The 15,571-nt window shown below is 69.5% G+C and carries 16 protein-coding genes and 1 pseudogene; 13 read left to right on the top strand and 4 right to left on the bottom strand.

What is annotated here, in order from left to right:
• The first annotated feature begins 30 nt into the window (after window positions 1-30).
• The 6 genes from OG611_RS34235 to OG611_RS34210 all read left to right on the top strand — a co-directional run bounded on the left by OG611_RS34235 (window position 31) and on the right by OG611_RS34210 (window position 7,280).
• Window positions 31-825: a GNAT family N-acetyltransferase gene (locus OG611_RS34235; protein WP_266429170.1), complete on the top strand. Its 795-nt coding sequence runs from the start codon at window positions 31-33 to the stop codon at window positions 823-825.
• 370 nt (window positions 826-1,195) lie between these two features.
• Complete coding sequence (ccrA, locus tag OG611_RS34230; RefSeq protein ID WP_266429168.1) at window positions 1,196-2,569, top strand: crotonyl-CoA carboxylase/reductase; 1,374 nt, start codon at window positions 1,196-1,198, stop codon at window positions 2,567-2,569.
• Between the two features lies 1 nt (window position 2,570).
• Window positions 2,571-4,583, top strand: a complete 2,013-nt coding sequence (locus OG611_RS34225) for a protein meaA (RefSeq protein WP_266429166.1) — start codon at window positions 2,571-2,573, stop codon at window positions 4,581-4,583.
• Window positions 4,580-5,542 (top strand): CoA ester lyase, encoded by a 963-nt coding sequence (locus OG611_RS34220; protein ID WP_266429164.1) that lies wholly within the window; start codon window positions 4,580-4,582, stop codon window positions 5,540-5,542. The genes OG611_RS34225 and OG611_RS34220 overlap by 4 nt, the downstream gene beginning before the upstream one ends.
• Before the next feature lie 2 nt (window positions 5,543-5,544).
• A complete protein-coding gene (locus tag OG611_RS34215; protein WP_266429162.1) occupies window positions 5,545-6,072 on the top strand; it encodes a MaoC family dehydratase in 528 nt (175 codons plus the stop codon).
• Between the two features lie 2 nt (window positions 6,073-6,074).
• Complete coding sequence (locus OG611_RS34210) at window positions 6,075-7,280, top strand: acyl-CoA dehydrogenase family protein (RefSeq protein ID WP_266429160.1); 1,206 nt, start codon at window positions 6,075-6,077, stop codon at window positions 7,278-7,280.
• A 35-nt stretch (window positions 7,281-7,315) separates the two neighbouring features.
• Here the strand turns inward: OG611_RS34210 and OG611_RS34205 are convergent, their stop codons facing one another.
• Window positions 7,316-7,459 carry a hypothetical protein gene (locus tag OG611_RS34205; RefSeq protein ID WP_266429158.1) on the bottom strand — a complete coding sequence of 48 codons (144 nt, stop codon included), beginning with the start codon at window positions 7,457-7,459 and terminating at the stop codon, window positions 7,316-7,318.
• A 2-nt stretch (window positions 7,460-7,461) separates the two neighbouring features.
• Between OG611_RS34205 and OG611_RS34200 the strand changes: the two genes are divergently transcribed.
• Together OG611_RS34200 and pssA are read left to right on the top strand one after the other, a co-directional pair.
• Entirely contained in the window at window positions 7,462-8,109 is a 648-nt protein-coding gene (locus tag OG611_RS34200) for a phosphatidylserine decarboxylase (RefSeq protein WP_266429156.1), read from the top strand.
• Complete coding sequence (gene pssA / locus OG611_RS34195) at window positions 8,096-8,953, top strand: CDP-diacylglycerol--serine O-phosphatidyltransferase (RefSeq protein WP_202553726.1); 858 nt, start codon at window positions 8,096-8,098, stop codon at window positions 8,951-8,953. Before OG611_RS34200 ends, pssA begins: the two co-directional genes overlap by 14 nt.
• 135 nt (window positions 8,954-9,088) lie before the next feature.
• Here pssA and OG611_RS34190 read toward each other — a convergent pair whose 3' ends face one another.
• Window positions 9,089-9,610 carry a hypothetical protein gene (locus OG611_RS34190; protein ID WP_266429150.1) on the bottom strand — a complete coding sequence of 174 codons (522 nt, stop codon included), beginning with the start codon at window positions 9,608-9,610 and terminating at the stop codon, window positions 9,089-9,091.
• A 355-nt stretch (window positions 9,611-9,965) separates the two neighbouring features.
• Here OG611_RS34190 and OG611_RS34185 point away from each other — a divergent pair, with 355 nt between their 5' ends.
• Window positions 9,966-10,364, top strand: a complete 399-nt coding sequence (locus tag OG611_RS34185) for a DUF6221 family protein (protein ID WP_266429148.1) — start codon at window positions 9,966-9,968, stop codon at window positions 10,362-10,364.
• Between the two features lie 75 nt (window positions 10,365-10,439).
• On the opposite strand, the pseudogene OG611_RS34180 reads toward OG611_RS34185, so the two are convergent.
• Window positions 10,440-10,808 (bottom strand): annotated as a pseudogene (locus OG611_RS34180) (hypothetical protein); the annotation flags it as partial.
• 116 nt (window positions 10,809-10,924) lie between these two features.
• On the opposite strand from OG611_RS34180, the gene OG611_RS34175 reads away from it, so the two are divergent.
• The 3 genes from OG611_RS34175 to OG611_RS34165 all read left to right on the top strand — a co-directional run bounded on the left by OG611_RS34175 (window position 10,925) and on the right by OG611_RS34165 (window position 13,581).
• On the top strand, window positions 10,925-11,752 hold the full coding sequence (locus OG611_RS34175) for a PP2C family protein-serine/threonine phosphatase (RefSeq protein WP_266429146.1): 828 nt from the start codon (window positions 10,925-10,927) through the stop codon (window positions 11,750-11,752).
• A gap of 204 nt (window positions 11,753-11,956) precedes the next feature.
• A complete protein-coding gene (locus OG611_RS34170; protein WP_266429144.1) occupies window positions 11,957-12,895 on the top strand; it encodes an MASE1 domain-containing protein in 939 nt (312 codons plus the stop codon).
• A 128-nt stretch (window positions 12,896-13,023) separates the two neighbouring features.
• Window positions 13,024-13,581 carry an SRPBCC family protein gene (locus OG611_RS34165; RefSeq protein WP_266429142.1) on the top strand — a complete coding sequence of 186 codons (558 nt, stop codon included), beginning with the start codon at window positions 13,024-13,026 and terminating at the stop codon, window positions 13,579-13,581.
• A gap of 150 nt (window positions 13,582-13,731) precedes the next feature.
• Here OG611_RS34165 and OG611_RS34160 read toward each other — a convergent pair whose 3' ends face one another.
• Window positions 13,732-14,847, bottom strand: coding sequence for a glycerate kinase (locus tag OG611_RS34160; protein ID WP_266429140.1), 1,116 nt, complete (start codon window positions 14,845-14,847; stop codon window positions 13,732-13,734).
• Window positions 14,848-14,982: 135 nt separating this feature from the next.
• Between OG611_RS34160 and OG611_RS34155 the strand changes: the two genes are divergently transcribed.
• Complete coding sequence (locus OG611_RS34155; protein ID WP_266429139.1) at window positions 14,983-15,477, top strand: NUDIX hydrolase; 495 nt, start codon at window positions 14,983-14,985, stop codon at window positions 15,475-15,477.
• Window positions 15,478-15,571 lie beyond the last annotated feature (94 nt).

Below are 15,571 nucleotides of genomic sequence, written 5' to 3'. Positions count from 1 at the left end.
GCAGCCGCGCACCGGTGCTGTGGTGGGCGGATGAATCGTGATCACGAAGCACTGCTGGCCCTTTTCGACCGCGAGATGCGCGAGCACGCCCGCCCCGACGGCCCCGGCGTACGGGTCGAGCACACCGGTGATGTCGTACGGCAGGTCGGCACGGCCGACGACTGGAACGCCGTCGTCTGGTCGGCCCCGGCCCTGGATCCCGCACGGGCGGACGCGGTGATCGCGGCCCAGGTGGCGCACTACGCGGCGCTCGGGCACGACGAGTTCGAGTGGAAGCTGTACGCGCACGACCGGCCGGCCGATCTGGCGCACAGGCTTCTGGCGGCCGGTTTCGAGGCGGAGGAGCCGGAGACCCTGCTGGTCGCCCCGGTCGCGGACCTCTCGAAGGCGGTGGAACTCCCCGACGGTGTGCGGCTGCGCACCGTGAGTGACGCCGAGGACGTGGAGCTGATGGCCCGCGCCCATGAGCGGGCGTTCGGCTCGGACTGGTCGCGGCTGCGGCATCAGGTGCTGACCAGGCTGGCCGAGGACCCGGACGGCTTCGTCGGCGTCCTCGCCATGGTGGGCGACGAGCCGGTGAGCTCGGCCCGGATGGAGCTGTACCCGGGCACGGGCTTCGCGGGGCTCTGGGGCGGCGGAACGGTCGAGGCGTGGCGCGGGAAGGGCGTCTACCGGGCCCTGGTGGCCTTCCGCGCCCGGATCGCGGCGGAGCGCGGCTACCGCTACCTTCAGGTCGATGCCTCCGGCATGAGCAGCCCGATCCTCCGGCGGCTCGGATTCATGGCCCTGAGCACCACGACCCCCTACGTGTACCGGTCTCACTGATCGATCATTCGCCGCCATCTACCCGGCATATCCCTGCGAAACACCCCCCTCACCGCTCATCGGCGCCCTGCGGGTGACAAGTGAGAGAAATTGTTGGCACCGAGTGCCTTGCCGGGTGTCACGGAGTGCCATACGTTGAAGTTGTCCGGGCGGCCGGCGTGCTGAGATCTCACGTACGCCGGCTGTCCCCGCAAGCGATTTGCCTGCGCGCCCGGACGCCTGCGTCACAGGCAACCCCTTCCGCTCCACAGAGCAAGCCGAAGCTTTGACAGCCGAACCGACGGCACCACCTCCACACCACACCGCTCCCCTCTTGCTCGCAGGGACTCTCAAGCGATCCCTCAGCGCCCCCATCCGCCGGAGGCACACCGTGAAGGAAATCCTGGACGCGATCCAATCGCAGGACAGCACAGCCGCGGACTTCGCGGCCCTGTCCATTCCTGAGTCGTACCGCGCGGTGACCGTGCACAAGGACGAGACCGAGATGTTCCACGGGCTCTCCACCCGCGACAAGGACCCCCGCAAGTCGCTGCACCTCGACGAGGTCCCGGTGCCCGAACTCGGGCCCGGCGAGGCCCTGGTCGCCGTCATGGCGAGCTCGGTCAACTACAACTCCGTGTGGACCTCGATCTTCGAGCCGATGTCCACCTTCGGCTTCCTGGAGCGCTACGGAAGGCTCAGCGAGCTCACCAGGCGCCACGACCTGCCGTACCACGTCATCGGTTCCGACCTGGCGGGCGTCGTCCTGCGGACCGGTCCCGGCGTCAATGCCTGGCACCCCGGCGACGAGGTCGTCGCCCACTGCCTCTCGGTCGAACTGGAGTCCTCGGACGGCCACAACGACACGATGCTCGACCCCGAGCAGCGCATCTGGGGCTTCGAGACCAACTTCGGCGGCCTGGCGGAGATCGCACTCGTCAAGTCCAACCAGCTGATGCCGAAGCCGCAGCACCTCAGCTGGGAGGAGGCCGCGGCTCCCGGCCTGGTCAACTCCACCGCGTACCGCCAGCTCGTCTCGCGCAACGGCGCCGGCATGAAGCAGGGCGACAACGTGCTGATCTGGGGCGCCAGCGGCGGACTCGGCTCGTACGCCACGCAGTTCGCGCTGGCCGGCGGCGCCAACCCGATCTGTGTCGTCTCCAGCGAGCAGAAGGCCGACATCTGCCGGAAGATGGGCGCCGAGGCGATCATCGACCGCAACGCCGAGGGCTACAAGTTCTGGAAGGACGAGCACAACCAGGACCCGCGCGAGTGGAAGCGGTTCGGCAAACGCATCCGTGAACTCACCGGCGGCGAGGACGTGGACATCGTCTTCGAGCACCCGGGCCGCGAGACCTTCGGCGCCTCGGTGTACGTGACCCGCAAGGGCGGCACGATCGTCACCTGCGCCTCCACCTCCGGCTACAACCACGAGTACGACAACCGCTACCTGTGGATGTCGCTGAAGAGGATCGTGGGCTCGCACTTCGCCAACTACCGCGAGGCGTGGGAGGCCAACCGGCTGGTCGCCAAGGGCAAGATCCACCCCACCCTGTCGAAGGTCTACTCCCTGGAGGAGACCGGCCAGGCCGCGTACGACGTCCACCGCAACCTCCACCAGGGCAAGGTCGGCGTACTGGCGCTGGCGCCGCGCGAGGGGCTGGGCGTGCGCAACGAGGAACTGCGCGAGCAGCACATCGACGCCATCAACCTGTTCCGTGACGCGTCAGCGGAGCGGGCCGACGAACACAGCAGGGACGTCTGAGATGAGCGGGCGTCAGAAGGACCGCCCGTGGCTCATGCGGACGTACGCCGGCCACTCGACCGCCGAGGCGTCCAACGAGCTCTACCGGCGCAACCTCGCCAAGGGCCAGACCGGCCTGTCGGTCGCCTTCGACCTGCCGACGCAGACGGGTTACGACCCCGACCACATCCTCGCCCGCGGCGAGGTCGGCCGGGTCGGCGTTCCCGTCTCGCACCTCGGTGACATGCGCCGGCTGCTCCAGGACATCCCCCTGGAGCAGATGAACACCTCGATGACGATCAACGCCACCGCGATGTGGCTGCTGGCGCTCTACCAGGTGGTCGCCGAGGAACAGGGCGCCGATCCCACGAAGCTCCAGGGCACCACGCAGAACGACATCGTCAAGGAGTACCTCTCGCGCGGGACGCACGTCTTCCCGCCCGGCCCCTCGCTGCGGCTGACCACCGACATGATCGCGTACACGGTCAACCGCATCCCGAAGTGGAACCCGATCAACATCTGCAGCTACCACCTGCAGGAGGCGGGGGCCACTCCGGTCCAGGAGATCGCGTACGCCATGTCGACGGCCATCGCGGTCCTGGACGCCGTGCGCGATTCCGGTCAGGTGCCCGAGGAGCGGTTCGGCGATGTGGTCGCGCGGATCTCCTTCTTCGTGAACGCGGGCGTCCGGTTCATCGAGGAGATGTGCAAGATGCGCGCCTTCGGCCGCATCTGGGACCAGGTCACCCGCGAGCGGTACGGCATCACCGATGCCAAGCAGCGCCGCTTCCGCTACGGCGTCCAGGTCAACTCGCTCGGGCTGACCGAGGCGCAGCCGGAGAACAACGTCCAGCGCATCGTCCTGGAGATGCTGGCCGTCACCCTCTCCAAGGACGCCCGCGCCCGCGCCGTCCAGCTGCCGGCGTGGAACGAGGCACTGGGGCTCCCCCGGCCCTGGGACCAGCAGTGGTCGCTCCGTATCCAGCAGGTGCTCGCGCACGAGAGCGATCTGCTGGAGTACGAGGACATCTTCGCCGGGTCGCACGTCATCGAGGCCAAGGTGGACGAGCTGGTCGCCGAGTCGCTCGCCGAGATCGACCGGATCGAGCGGATGGGCGGCGCCATGGCGGCCGTGGAGTCCGGCTATCTGAAGTCCGAGCTGGTCTCCTCGCACGCCGCCCGCCGGGCCCGGATCGAAGGCGGCGAGGAACGGATCGTCGGCGTCAACATCTACGAGACGACGGAGCCGAACCCGCTCACCGCGGACCTCGACGGGGCGATCATGACGGTCGACCCCGCCAATGAGGCCAGGGTCGTCGCCGCCCTGCACGACTGGCGCGACAACCGCGACGAGGCCCGCGCCACCGAGGCGCTGGCGGCGCTGAAGAAGGCCGCGGCGGGCACCGACAACATGATGGAAGCGACCGTGGAGTGCGCCCGCGCGGGTGTCACCACCGGCGAGTGGTCCTGGGCGCTGCGCGATGTCTTCGGCGAGTTCCGGGCCCCGACGGGCGTCTCGTCCGCGCCGGTCGCGGTGACCGCCGAGGCGGGCACCCCGCTCGCCCTGGTCCGCGAGAAGGTCGCCCGCACCGCGGCCGACCTGGGCGCCGGACGGCTGCGGCTGCTGGTCGGCAAGCCGGGCCTGGACGGACATTCCAACGGCGCCGAGCAGATCGCCGTACGGGCCCGTGACGCCGGTTTCGAGGTCGTCTATCAGGGGATCAGGCTGACCCCCGAACAGATCGTCTCGGCCGCGCTCGCCGAGGACGTGCACTGCGTCGGCCTGTCGATCCTGTCCGGTTCGCACGCCGAGCTCGTACCGGACGTGCTCACCCGGCTGCGCGAGGCGGGCGCCGCCGACATCCCGGTCATCGCGGGCGGGATCATTCCGCCCGCCGACGCGTCGGCCCTGATCGGGGCCGGTGTCGCCGCCGTATTCACCCCGAAGGATTTCGGTATCACGGAGATCATCGGCCGTATCGTCGACGAGATCCGGAAAGCGAACAAGCTCGACCCTCTGGAGGTCCCCGCATGACTGCCGTCAACCGCCTGCGTCCGCGCCGTTCCTGCCTGGCAGTGCCCGGCTCGAACCCGCGGTTCCTGGAGAAGGCCCAGGGCCTCCCCGCCGACCAGGTCTTCCTCGACCTGGAGGACGCCTGCGCGCCGCTCGCCAAGGAAGGCGCCCGGCACACCATCGTCGACGCGCTGAACAACGGTGACTGGACGGGCAAGACCCGGGTCGTGCGGGTCAACGACTGGACCACGCACTGGACGTACCGGGACGTCGTCACGGTCGTCGAGGGCGCCGGCCAGAACCTCGACTGCATCATGCTGCCCAAGGTCCAGGACGCCCAGCAGGTCGTCGCCCTCGACCTGCTGCTGACCCAGATCGAGAAGACGATGGGCTTCGAGGTCGGGAAGATCGGCATCGAGGCGCAGATCGAGAACGCCAAGGGCCTGGTGAACATCGACGACATCGCCGCCGCCTCGCCCCGCCTGGAGACGCTGATCTTCGGCCCGGCCGACTTCATGGCGTCGATCAACATGAAGACCCTGGTCGTCGGTCAGCAGCCGCCCGGGTACGGCGCGGACGCGTACCACTACATCCTGATGCGCATTCTGATGGCGGCCCGTACGCACGACCTCCAGGCGATCGACGGTCCCTTCCTGCAGATCCGTGACGTGGACGCGTACCGCGAGGTCGCGGGCCGTGCGGCGGCGCTGGGCTTCGACGGCAAGTGGGTGCTCCACCCGGGCCAGGTCGACGCGGCCAACGAGGTGTTCTCGCCCTCGCAGGAGGACTACGACCACGCGGAGCTGATCCTCGACGCATACGAGTGGTGCACCTCCGAGGAGGGCGGCAAGAAGGGCTCGGCGATGCTCGGCGACGAGATGATCGACGAGGCGAGCCGCAAGATGGCCCTGGTCGTCGCGGGCAAGGGCCGCGCGGCCGGTATGCAGCGCACCTCCAAGTTCGAAGCACCGGAGGCCTGATCATGCAGTTCGGGCGCACATACGAGGAGTTCGAGGTCGGTGCGGTCTACAAGCACTGGCCCGGGAAGACGGTCACCGAGTACGACGACCACCTCTTCTGTCTGCTGACCATGAATCATCACCCGTTGCACATGGACAGCAACTATGCGGAACGGACGACCGATTTCGGAAAGAATGTTGTCGTCGGCAACTACATCTACTCGCTGTTGCTCGGCATGTCCGTCCCGGACGTCTCCGGAAAGGCGATCGCCAATCTGGAGGTCGAGTCGCTGAAGCATGTCGCCCCGACCTTCCACGGCGACACGATCTACGGCGAGACCACCGTTCTCGACAAGACTCCGTCAAAATCCAAGAGCGACCGCGGAATCGTCCACGTGGAGACCAAGGGCTACAAGCAGGACGGGACACTCGTCTGCGTGTTCCGCCGCAAGGTGATGGTCCCCACCGAGACGTACATCAAGGAGCGCGGCGGCGAGCAGCCCGGCCGCCCGGAGCTGAACCAGCCTTCGCAGAAGAACGTGGAGAAGTAGCCATGACGCGACTCGCCCAGACCGCCGGCCTCAACGACGTCCAGCAGGAAATCCTCTCCACGGTCCGGGATTTCGTCGACAAGGAGATCATTCCGGTCGCGACCGGGTTGGAGCACCGTGACGAGTACCCCACCGAGATCGTCGAGGGGCTCAAGGAGCTCGGCCTGTTCGGGCTGACGATCCCCGAGGAGTACGGGGGTCTGGGTGAGTCGCTTCTCACATACGCGCTGTGCGTGGAGGAAATCGCCCGCGGCTGGATGAGCGTGTCGGGAATCATCAACACTCACTTCATCGTGGCGTACATGCTGAAGCAGCACGGCACCCAGGAGCAGAAGGACACGTTCCTGCCGCGCATGGCGCTGGGCGAGGTCCGGGGCGCGTTCTCGATGTCCGAGCCGGCGCTGGGCTCGGACGTCTCGGCAATCACCTCCAAGGGTGTCAGGGACGGCGAGGAGTACGTCCTCGACGGCCAGAAGATGTGGCTGACGAACGGTGGCACGTCCTCGCTCGTCGCCGTTCTGTGCCGGAGTGACGAAGGCCACCCCGAGGGGACCGCCCCGCACAAGTCGATGACCACATTCCTGGTGGAGAAGGAACCCGGTTTCGGTGAGGTCCGGCCCGGTCTCACCATTCCCGGCAAGATCGACAAAATGGGTTACAAGGGCGTCGACACGACCGAACTCATCATGGATGGGCTACGAATTCCGGCCAATCGGGTGCTGGGGGGCACCACCGGTCGAGGGTTTTACCAAATGATGGACGGAGTCGAGGTCGGCCGGGTGAATGTGGCCGCGCGTGGCTGTGGCGTCGCACAGCGTGCATTCGAGTTGGGCGTTTCCTACGCCCAGCAGCGCCAGACCTTCGGAAAGCCGATCGCCCAGCACCAGGCGATCCAGTTCAAGCTGGCCGAAATGGCCACCAAGGTCGAAGCCGCCCATGCGATGATGGTAAATGCAGCGCGCAAAAAGGACTCCGGGGAACGAAACGACCTGGAGGCAGGGATGGCGAAGTACCTCGCCTCCGAGTACTGCAAGGAAGTCGTCGAGGACGCCTTCCGCATCCACGGCGGTTACGGCTTCTCCAAGGAGTACGAGATCGAGCGCCTCTACCGGGAGGCCCCGATGCTGCTCATCGGCGAAGGTACCGCCGAGATCCAGAAAATGATCATCGGGCGCCGACTCCTCGAGGAGTACCGGTTCCAGGGGTGATTGTCCCTTTCGCGGCGATTTAGCCGCGAAGAAGATCACACCCTGTCATCCTCGGCCGGTGCCTTCCAGCCGTCCGACTCGGCTGCTGGCTTGCCCAGTTGTTGCTCGCAACCGATAACATCGCCGGAAAAGCCGCCGTCCCCCGTTGCCAGCGCGGCATCATCCGCTACGAAGGTCATCCATGCCCGACAGCCAAACCTCTGCACCACGCGGCGGGGTCCGCCTTGCGCGCGGAGCTTCGCCGTGGCTCCTCCCGACCGTCGCCACCGCGGCGCTCAGCCTCACCCGGGCCCGCAAGTCCGGACGCTGGGCCGCGGTCGCCGTGCCTACCACCGCGCTCGCGGCGGGCATGCTGTGGTTCTTCCGCGACCCCGAGCGCGAGATCACCCAGGGCCGGGTCATTTCGCCGGCCGACGGCGTGGTGCAGAGCATCATGCCGTGGAAGGACGGGCGCACCCGCGTCGCGATCTTCATGAGCCCGCTGAATGTCCACGTCAACCGTGCGCCCCTGGCCGGCACGGTGACGTCGGTCGAGCACATCCCCGGCGGGTTCGTTCCGGCGTTCAACAAGGAGAGCGAGAACAACGAGCGCGTTGTCTGGCACTTCGACACCGAGCTCGGCGACATCGAGATGGTGCAGATCGCGGGTGCGGTCGCCCGGCGCATCGTCCCGTACATCCCGCAGGGCACGAAGGTGGAACAGGGCGAGCGCATCGGTCTGATCCGCTTCGGCTCGCGGGTCGACATCTACCTTCCGGAAGGTGTCGATGTCGCGGTCGAGGTCGGCCAGGCCACCACCGCGGGGGTGACTCGAATTGACCGTGATTGATCCTGATACACAGGCCGGCTGGGTGCCCGAGTCGGAGTCCGAGGAGGACGCCGGCGAGGACATGCCGCTCTCTCTGCGGCTGTCGATAGCGGACACCCTCACTCTCGGTAACGCCACGTGCGGTTTCATGGCGGTGTACTTCACCACCACCGGAATCCTCATCCCGCACCTCACGGGCAGCGACGAGAGCGGCATGGCCCGGCACTCCGCGGCCACCGCCGTGATCCTGATGCTCCTGGCGGCGGTCTTCGATCTCTTCGACGGGCTCGTGGCGCGCAAGCTGCGCTCCTCGCCGATGGGTGCCGAGCTGGACAACCTCTCGGACCTGATCAGCTTCGGGCTCGCCCCGGCGTACTTCGTCCTGGTGTACGGCATGGTCGCGGACGACGCGCACCAGAGGGTGTCGGCGCTGGCGGCGATCGTGGTGCTGCTGGCGGTGGTGCTCAGGCTTGCGAGATTCTCGTGCGTGACCATGAAGGACGGCATGTTCCAGGGCATGCCGAGCCCCTTCGGAGCGCTCACGGTCGTCTCGATCGTGCTCCTGGAGCTGCCCTTCGTGCCGACGCTGCTCGCGATCGTCGGGGTGGCGTGGCTGATGGTCAGCCGGGTCGAGTACCCGAAGCCGCGGGGCGTCCTCGCGGTGGCGATGCTCAGCTGGATCGTGGCCGCGATGGGGCTCCTCGCCGCGTGGGCGTTCGACGCCCCCGGCGGTCAGCTGCTCCTCCAGACCGGCTGTGCGCTCCAGGTGGTCCTCGGCGCGGTCATCCCGCTCTTCGCGACCGCTCGGCGGGTGAACACCTTCCGCGACAACCGGCGTGAGGCACGGACGGCACAGCTGCCGTAGCGGCACGCAAGACAGATGCGGAAGGCCCCGGGTGCTCCCCAGCACCCGGGGCCTTCCGCATGCGGTGGGAGCTCGGGCAGCCGCCCCGCGAGGTCCCGCCGCACGGGGCTCCGTCCCAGTGCACGGGGCTCTGTCTCAGTTGGCGGGTTTCGCGTACCCGCTGCAGGCGAGTCCCTCGCCCCGGCGGCTGTTCCGCGTGACGTAGCTGAGCCCCTCCCGCACGGTGTCCGTGCTGAAGTGGACCGATTCGGGCGGCCGGACACCGATGTTCCCGCTGGGGCTGCACGCCAGATAGATCCCTATCGGCAGGAACAACAGCGAGGCGGGTATCGCCAGGACCTGGAACAGGATGTTGCCGTCGGCGAAGCCGATGATCCACAGGGCCGCGACCACGCCCAGCAGGACAACGGCCGCGACCAGGGAGCGCGCCACCGGGCCACGGCGGAGGCGCTTGGTCGTCTCCAGGTCCTGGATGACGAACACGCCCTCCCGGCCGCACCGCCCGCACTTCAGGGCGGCCCGCAGCTCGCCGTGGTCGGGGCGTCGTACCACGCACGTGGTCTCCCGCGTGTTGCTGCGCGTGAGGCCGGGCTCCTGTCTGATCTCCATCTGATGCACCATGGTGAGCTTGATCTGCTCCGGTACGGTCCACGACACTGGGTGCTCCTCAGCCCGGTCCATGAGACAGCGCCCTCTGTGGACGTGACCTGGATTGCGTCCACGGCCGGCTCCCGGCCGGCGTACGCGTGCCGAACAACCGTGCGCCGGTCCCTCTCGAAAGGGATCGTGCCACAGACCGCCGTGCCCGGACCAGGGTCCACCGTCCCTGGCCAACTCGCCGATCGGGTAACGGCGTTGGACGGGCGTGTGTCCGGTGTCGGCTCAGCCCGAGGTGATCGGAAGCATGGGCACAGTATGTTGGGGCCCCCTGGGAGTTCGAGCGGGGCGTCCGTTCCGCGGTGGGCGCGGTCCCCGGGAAGCAGGCCATGATGATGAAGGACTCGGAACCCCGATGACAGACAACTCCGACATGATCGACTTCGTTCGGGCACGCCTCGCCGAGGAGGAACGCATCGCGCAGGCGGCGGGCGGCGACAGCTGGCGGTGTCCGGCCGATGTCCCCGGTGAAGTCCACGACCGGTCCGGGGGCATCGCGTTCAGCGTGCGGAATCTCGGTTTCGACCAGCACATCGCCTTCCAGGACCCCGCGCGCACGCTGCGCCGCGTCGAGACGAACAGGGTGCTCCTCGACGAGTACGCGGAGGTAGCCGACCTGGACACCGACCGGCCCGAGTCCGACTTCCGGTCCGGCCGGGCCGTGGGGCTGGGATTCGCCGTACGGCAGCTGGCCGCGGAACACGCCGGCCACCCCGGGTACCGGGCCAGGTGGCTCCCCCGGTTCATCCAGTAGCCGCCCCGCGTGGTCGGCGCCCGCCCTCGCGGGCACCGACCACACCTCTCGGTGCTGTGCTCCCCGGGAGGTGCCACGGAGTCCGGCCACCGCGAGGACGGCTCCCAGCAGGCAGAGGACGCCGGTGACGAGCACGGCGGTGTGCACCCCGTTCATGAATGCCTGGCCGCTCCCCTCCGCGACCGCCGCCCGGAGCCCGGCGGGCATGTCGGGTGAGACGGGGGCGATGCCCATGGTCACCGCATCCCCGGCCTGCTCCAGCCGGCCGCGACACCCGCGGGGACGCCCGCCCCGGTTCTGGAGGTAGAGCATCACGAAGAAGTTGAGTGCGGTGATGACGGTGCCGACGGCCAGCGCCCGGATACGGAACAGCCGCATCGGCAGGAGGGGATGCTCGATCCGGTTCTCGTACCGGCCGAAGCCCACCAGGACGAGCACACCGGCGGCCCCGGCGGCCGACCGCCTGCCACGGCCCTCCGTACTCCTGCCACGGCCCCCCTGCGGACGGCGGCGGGAGGCTAAGGTTTCAGGAGGGGCGCATCGGACCGCCCAGGGACGCCATGCACCGACACCGCAGGGAACCGGACAACGCCCAGGAGCTTCTTCTCACCCTCGGGCGCCTTGTCGATCAGGCCCTGGAGAACATCAGGCTCCAGCGTGCCCGAGCCGAGCTCGGTCTGGCCCTGCAGCGGCACATGCTCCCCACCGGGCTGCCCGACTTCCCTGGCCTCCGGATCGGGGCCCGGTACGCACCCTCGCAGGACGGCCTGGCCGTCGGCGGCGACTTCTACGACGCGTTCACGATGCGGGACGGGGCGGCGGGGATCGCCATCGGCGATGTGCAGGGGCACGGGGTGGAGGCCGCCGCCTTCATGGGTGAGGCCCGCGCCAGCCTCAGGGCGCTCGCCAGCATCACGGTCGACCCCGGCAAGGTGCTGGCCTGCGCCAACGATCTGCTGATCTCGCTGGGCGGCGACCTGTTCACGACCTGCTGCCTGCTGAGCGTCGCACCGGAGAGCGGCGAGCTGTCCGTGGCACGGGCCGGACACGTACCGATCGTCTGGGGCACCGATGACGGCGGCTCCGGCATCTTCCTCGACGCCGGCGGGGTGCCCCTGGGCATCCTGCGCGACCAGCGGTACCCCGTGACCCGTCGTCGGCTGGAGCAGCCCGGGTACCTGGTCCTGGTGACCGACGGGGTCGTGGAAGGGCCGTCGTACCCGATCGACGAGGGGCTCGCCGCGGTGTCGGAGGTGGTCGGCGCGGCGCACGGAGCCGATCCCGGCGAATTGGCCGCGCGGGTCATCGAGGTGGCGGACCTGACCGGCCACGAGGACGACGCCGCCGTGCTCGTCGTCCGCTTCGACGGTGTGCCGGGAGCGGCCTGAGGGGACGGGGCGGGACGCGGTCCGTGCGGTGTGGCGGGCGGCGCGGATGCCGGTGAAGCGGGCGCGGGTGCGGGTAGCGGTGACGCGGGTGCGGGCACCATCGGCGCGGGGGCCGGAACGTACCCCGTTCGCCGCCCTCATCGGCGCGATGTCGGCGCGCCCGCCCCGGCGGCACGCAGTGGCGTGGTGTCTGATGCTGCTGTGGTGGACAGCGCACGGCTCCGGCAGCAGACGGCCAAGCTCCTGACGGTCCTCGCGGTGGCCGTCTGTTACTACGCGACGGCCCGCCTGGGTCTGCTCCAGCAACTGGTACGCGGTCAGGTCACCCCGCTGTGGCCGCCGACCGGGATCGCGGTCGCGGCGCTGCTCGTGTTCGGTGTGCGCATCTGGCCCGGAATCGCTCTCGGCGCCCTCGCGGCCAACATCACCATCGGGCCTTCCATTCTGCCCGTGCTGGTCATCGCCGCCGGGAACACGGTCGCCCCGATCTGTTCCTACCTGCTCCTGCGGCGTGCGGAATTCCGCAACGAGCTCGACCGGCTGCGGGACGCGCTGGCGCTCGTCTTCCTGGGCGCGCTGTCAGGCATGTTGATCAGCGCGACCGTGGGCACCGGCATCCTGGCCCTCGCGGGCGCGATCCGGGCCCCCGACTTCTGGCCTACCTGGTCGGTCTGGTGGACGGGCGACGCCATGGGCGTCATGGTCGTGACACCGTTCCTGCTCGTCCTGCGCAGAGCCCGCCGGCCGCACGACGTCGGCCCGGCCAGGTGGGCGGAGGCCGCCGCGCTGGGGGTGTGCACCGCGGCCGTCACCGTGCTGGTGACCGACGCCGCCGGTGCTTCGCTGCTCTTTCTCGTGTTCCCGTTCCTGATCTGGGCCGCCTTCCGCTTCGAGCGCGCCGGTGCCGCGTGCTGCGCGCTGGGCGTGTCCACGCTCGCGATCCTCGCCGCCGGTCGGATGACCGGCCCCTTCGCCCACCACGGCCTGCTCACCAACATGATCACTCTCCAGGCCTTCAACGGATCCATCGCGCTCACCTCCCTGCTGCTGGCGGCGGTCGTCACCGAGCGGAACAGCACCTACCGCGAAATCAAGCGGCTCTGTGTGCAACTCTCCGAGAAGGTGACACGACAGGACCTATGAGTCACTCCATCGGCCCTGCGACGGGTGCGAGAACCTGCCGTCCGAAGCAGGCTGAGGGGCGACGGCACCGCGACGAGGGCAACCGGACGCCGAAACTCGGGCGGACGGGCGCCGTAAGAGGTGGAGCCATGCCCCATGTGTCTGCGAATGTCCATGTGTCCCGCCCCGCCGACGAGATATTCTCGTTCCTCCGGGATCCGCGGAACCTGGCCGAGTGGTCCTCGAGCATAGACCGGGTGATCGAGGGCCCGATCGCCACCGAGCTGGGTGACGAGTACACCTGCAAGTTTCCGGGCAGACGACGGGCGCACCGCCTCCGGTGCACCGCGAGCACACCCGTCGAGTACCTGGCCTTCCGCGGTGCGGGCATGTGGACGCCACTGGGCCGCCACTCGCCGGAGCTGGAGTTCCGGCTGAGTCCGAGCCGGCAGGGCACGACCGTCACCGTTTCGGTCAAGCCCCATCTGGACGGCGGCATGATCATTCTCGCGCCGTTCGTGACGATGGCCTGGCGCCGGGACCTGCCTTCCGAACTCCGGTGCCTGGCCGATCTGCTGGGCGACGGGGCCACCGCGGAGTCGGGCACGGGCGGCCCGGGTGGCGGTCGGGACCCGGGTGCCGCGGGTGACGGTCGGGACGCGGGTGACGGTCAGGACACGGCGCCCTCCATGGGGTGGCCGGGATGACCGGAGTGACCGGGGGCGGGCAGGGGTGGGTTCCGCTGCGCGGAGCCGTCCCCTGCCCACCCCTTCCCGGACCGGGGGCGGACCCCCGATCCCTCGTTGTGTCCTCAATCGCCGGACGGGCTTGATCGCCATGTAGCCCGGCACGGCGGGCTACAGCAGGAAGTCGCGGGCGAGCGCCTCGGATGCCCGTTCCAGCAGCGGTCCCGCCTGGGCCATGGAGACCGCGGGGTCCGGTTCCAGGTCCGCGAGGGCGTACGCGCGGCTGATGCCCGCCGCGGTCAGGGCCTCCGGCGACAGGGCCAGCCGGCCGCAGACAGCCACGACCTCGATCCCCGCGGCGCGGGCCGCCGCCGCCACTCCGGCCGGGGCCTTGCCGTGCAGGGTCTGCTCGTCGAGCGAGCCCTCCCCGGTGATCACCAGGGTGGCGCGCGCCAGCGCCGGGGCGAAGCCGAGGACGTCGAGCATGATCTCGATGCCGGGGCGGAACCGGGCCCCGAGGGCGACCAGCGCCCCGTAGCCGATGCCGCCCGCCGCTCCCGCTCCGGGCAGCGCGGCGTGTTCCGGGCCGAGCAGGGACGCGTAGTGGGTGAGCGCCGCGTCGAGGGTCGCGACGTCCTGTTCGGTCGCGCCTTTCTGCCTGCCGTAGACCTCGGGGGCGCCCTTCGGGCCGGTCAGCGGGTTGTCCACGTCGCTGGCGAGGATCAGGTCCACCTCGGCCAGTCGCGGATCGAGTCCGGACAGGTCCGCCTCCGCCAGCTCGGCGAGGCCGCCGCCACCGGGGCCGACGGGCTTGCCGTCCGCGTCCAGGAAGCGGGCGCCGAGCGCGGCCAGCATGCCCGCGCCGCCGTCCGTGGTCGCGCTGCCGCCGACGCCGAACACGATCGTCCGGGCACCCGCGTCGAGCGCGGCGGCGAGCAACTCGCCGGAGCCGTAGGTCGTGGCCGTGAGCGGGGCGAACACCCCTGCGGGCAGGTGCTGGAGGCCCGAGGCCTCGGCCATCTCCACCACCGCCGTGGTGCCGCGCAGCGCGTACGCCGCGGTAACCGGTTCCCCGAGCGGCCCGGTCACCCGCGCCTCGCGGCGCTCGAATCCCGCGGCCACCGCCGCCGCCACCGTGCCGTCGCCGCCGTCCGCCACGGGCAGGGTCTCGACCCGCACCTCGGGGACGACCCGCCGCAGCCCGGCCGTCACTCGCTCCGCGACCTGTACGGCCGTGAGCGAGCCCTTGAACTTGTCCGCCGCGACGAGCACGCGTGCCGTCTCCATCACTGCTCCGTCCGCCACCTTGCATCCCTTGCTTTCGAACAGGCAGTCGCGCCGTCCCCGACCTTATCCGCAGCGGATACCCGCTGCCCAGAGCCGTCGTCGCTCCGCTTGTGCCCCTGCTACTACGCTGCCCGCGTGACCACCACTGACTACACCTCCTACATCGCGGGGCTTCCCCGGGTGCTGGCCGCCGCGGCCACCGTGTTCCGGGACGACCGGGGGCGGGTACTGATCGTCGAGCCGAACTACCGGGACGGCTGGGCCCTGCCCGGCGGAACGGTCGAGTCCGACGACGGCGAGAGTCCGCGGCAGGCCGCGCGGCGCGAGACGGCCGAAGAGATCGGTCTCGATCTTCAACCGGGACGGCTGCTCGCCATCGACTGGGCACGCGGCCCGCAGCGGCCGCCGATCGCCGCCTATCTGTACGACGGCGGAGTGCTGGACGAGGCCCGGTTTCAGGCCATCCGGCTCCAGGAGGAGGAGCTCCTGTCCTGGAAACTGGTCGAGCGCGAGGAGATCGACAACTATCTGCTCGGGGCTCTCGCGCTGCGCGTGAAGGCGGCGCTGGACGTGCTCGAATCCGGTGGTGGCGCGGTGGAGCTGGAGGACGGCCGCCCGGTGGGCGACTGACACGCGGAGCTGTTGCCCAGGTCCTCCCATCGCCGCATAAAGCCCGTATTCCCTTTGTGTCCCGTTGTGCTGACCGGTCGTCAACTGGTAGTCC

It is taken from the genome of Streptomyces sp. NBC_01363 (assembly GCF_026340595.1).
In the GTDB taxonomy this organism is placed as follows: domain Bacteria; phylum Actinomycetota; class Actinomycetes; order Streptomycetales; family Streptomycetaceae; genus Streptomyces.
Note: the sequence above shows the minus strand (reverse complement) of the source record. Positions and strands in the feature narration are given on the sequence as shown.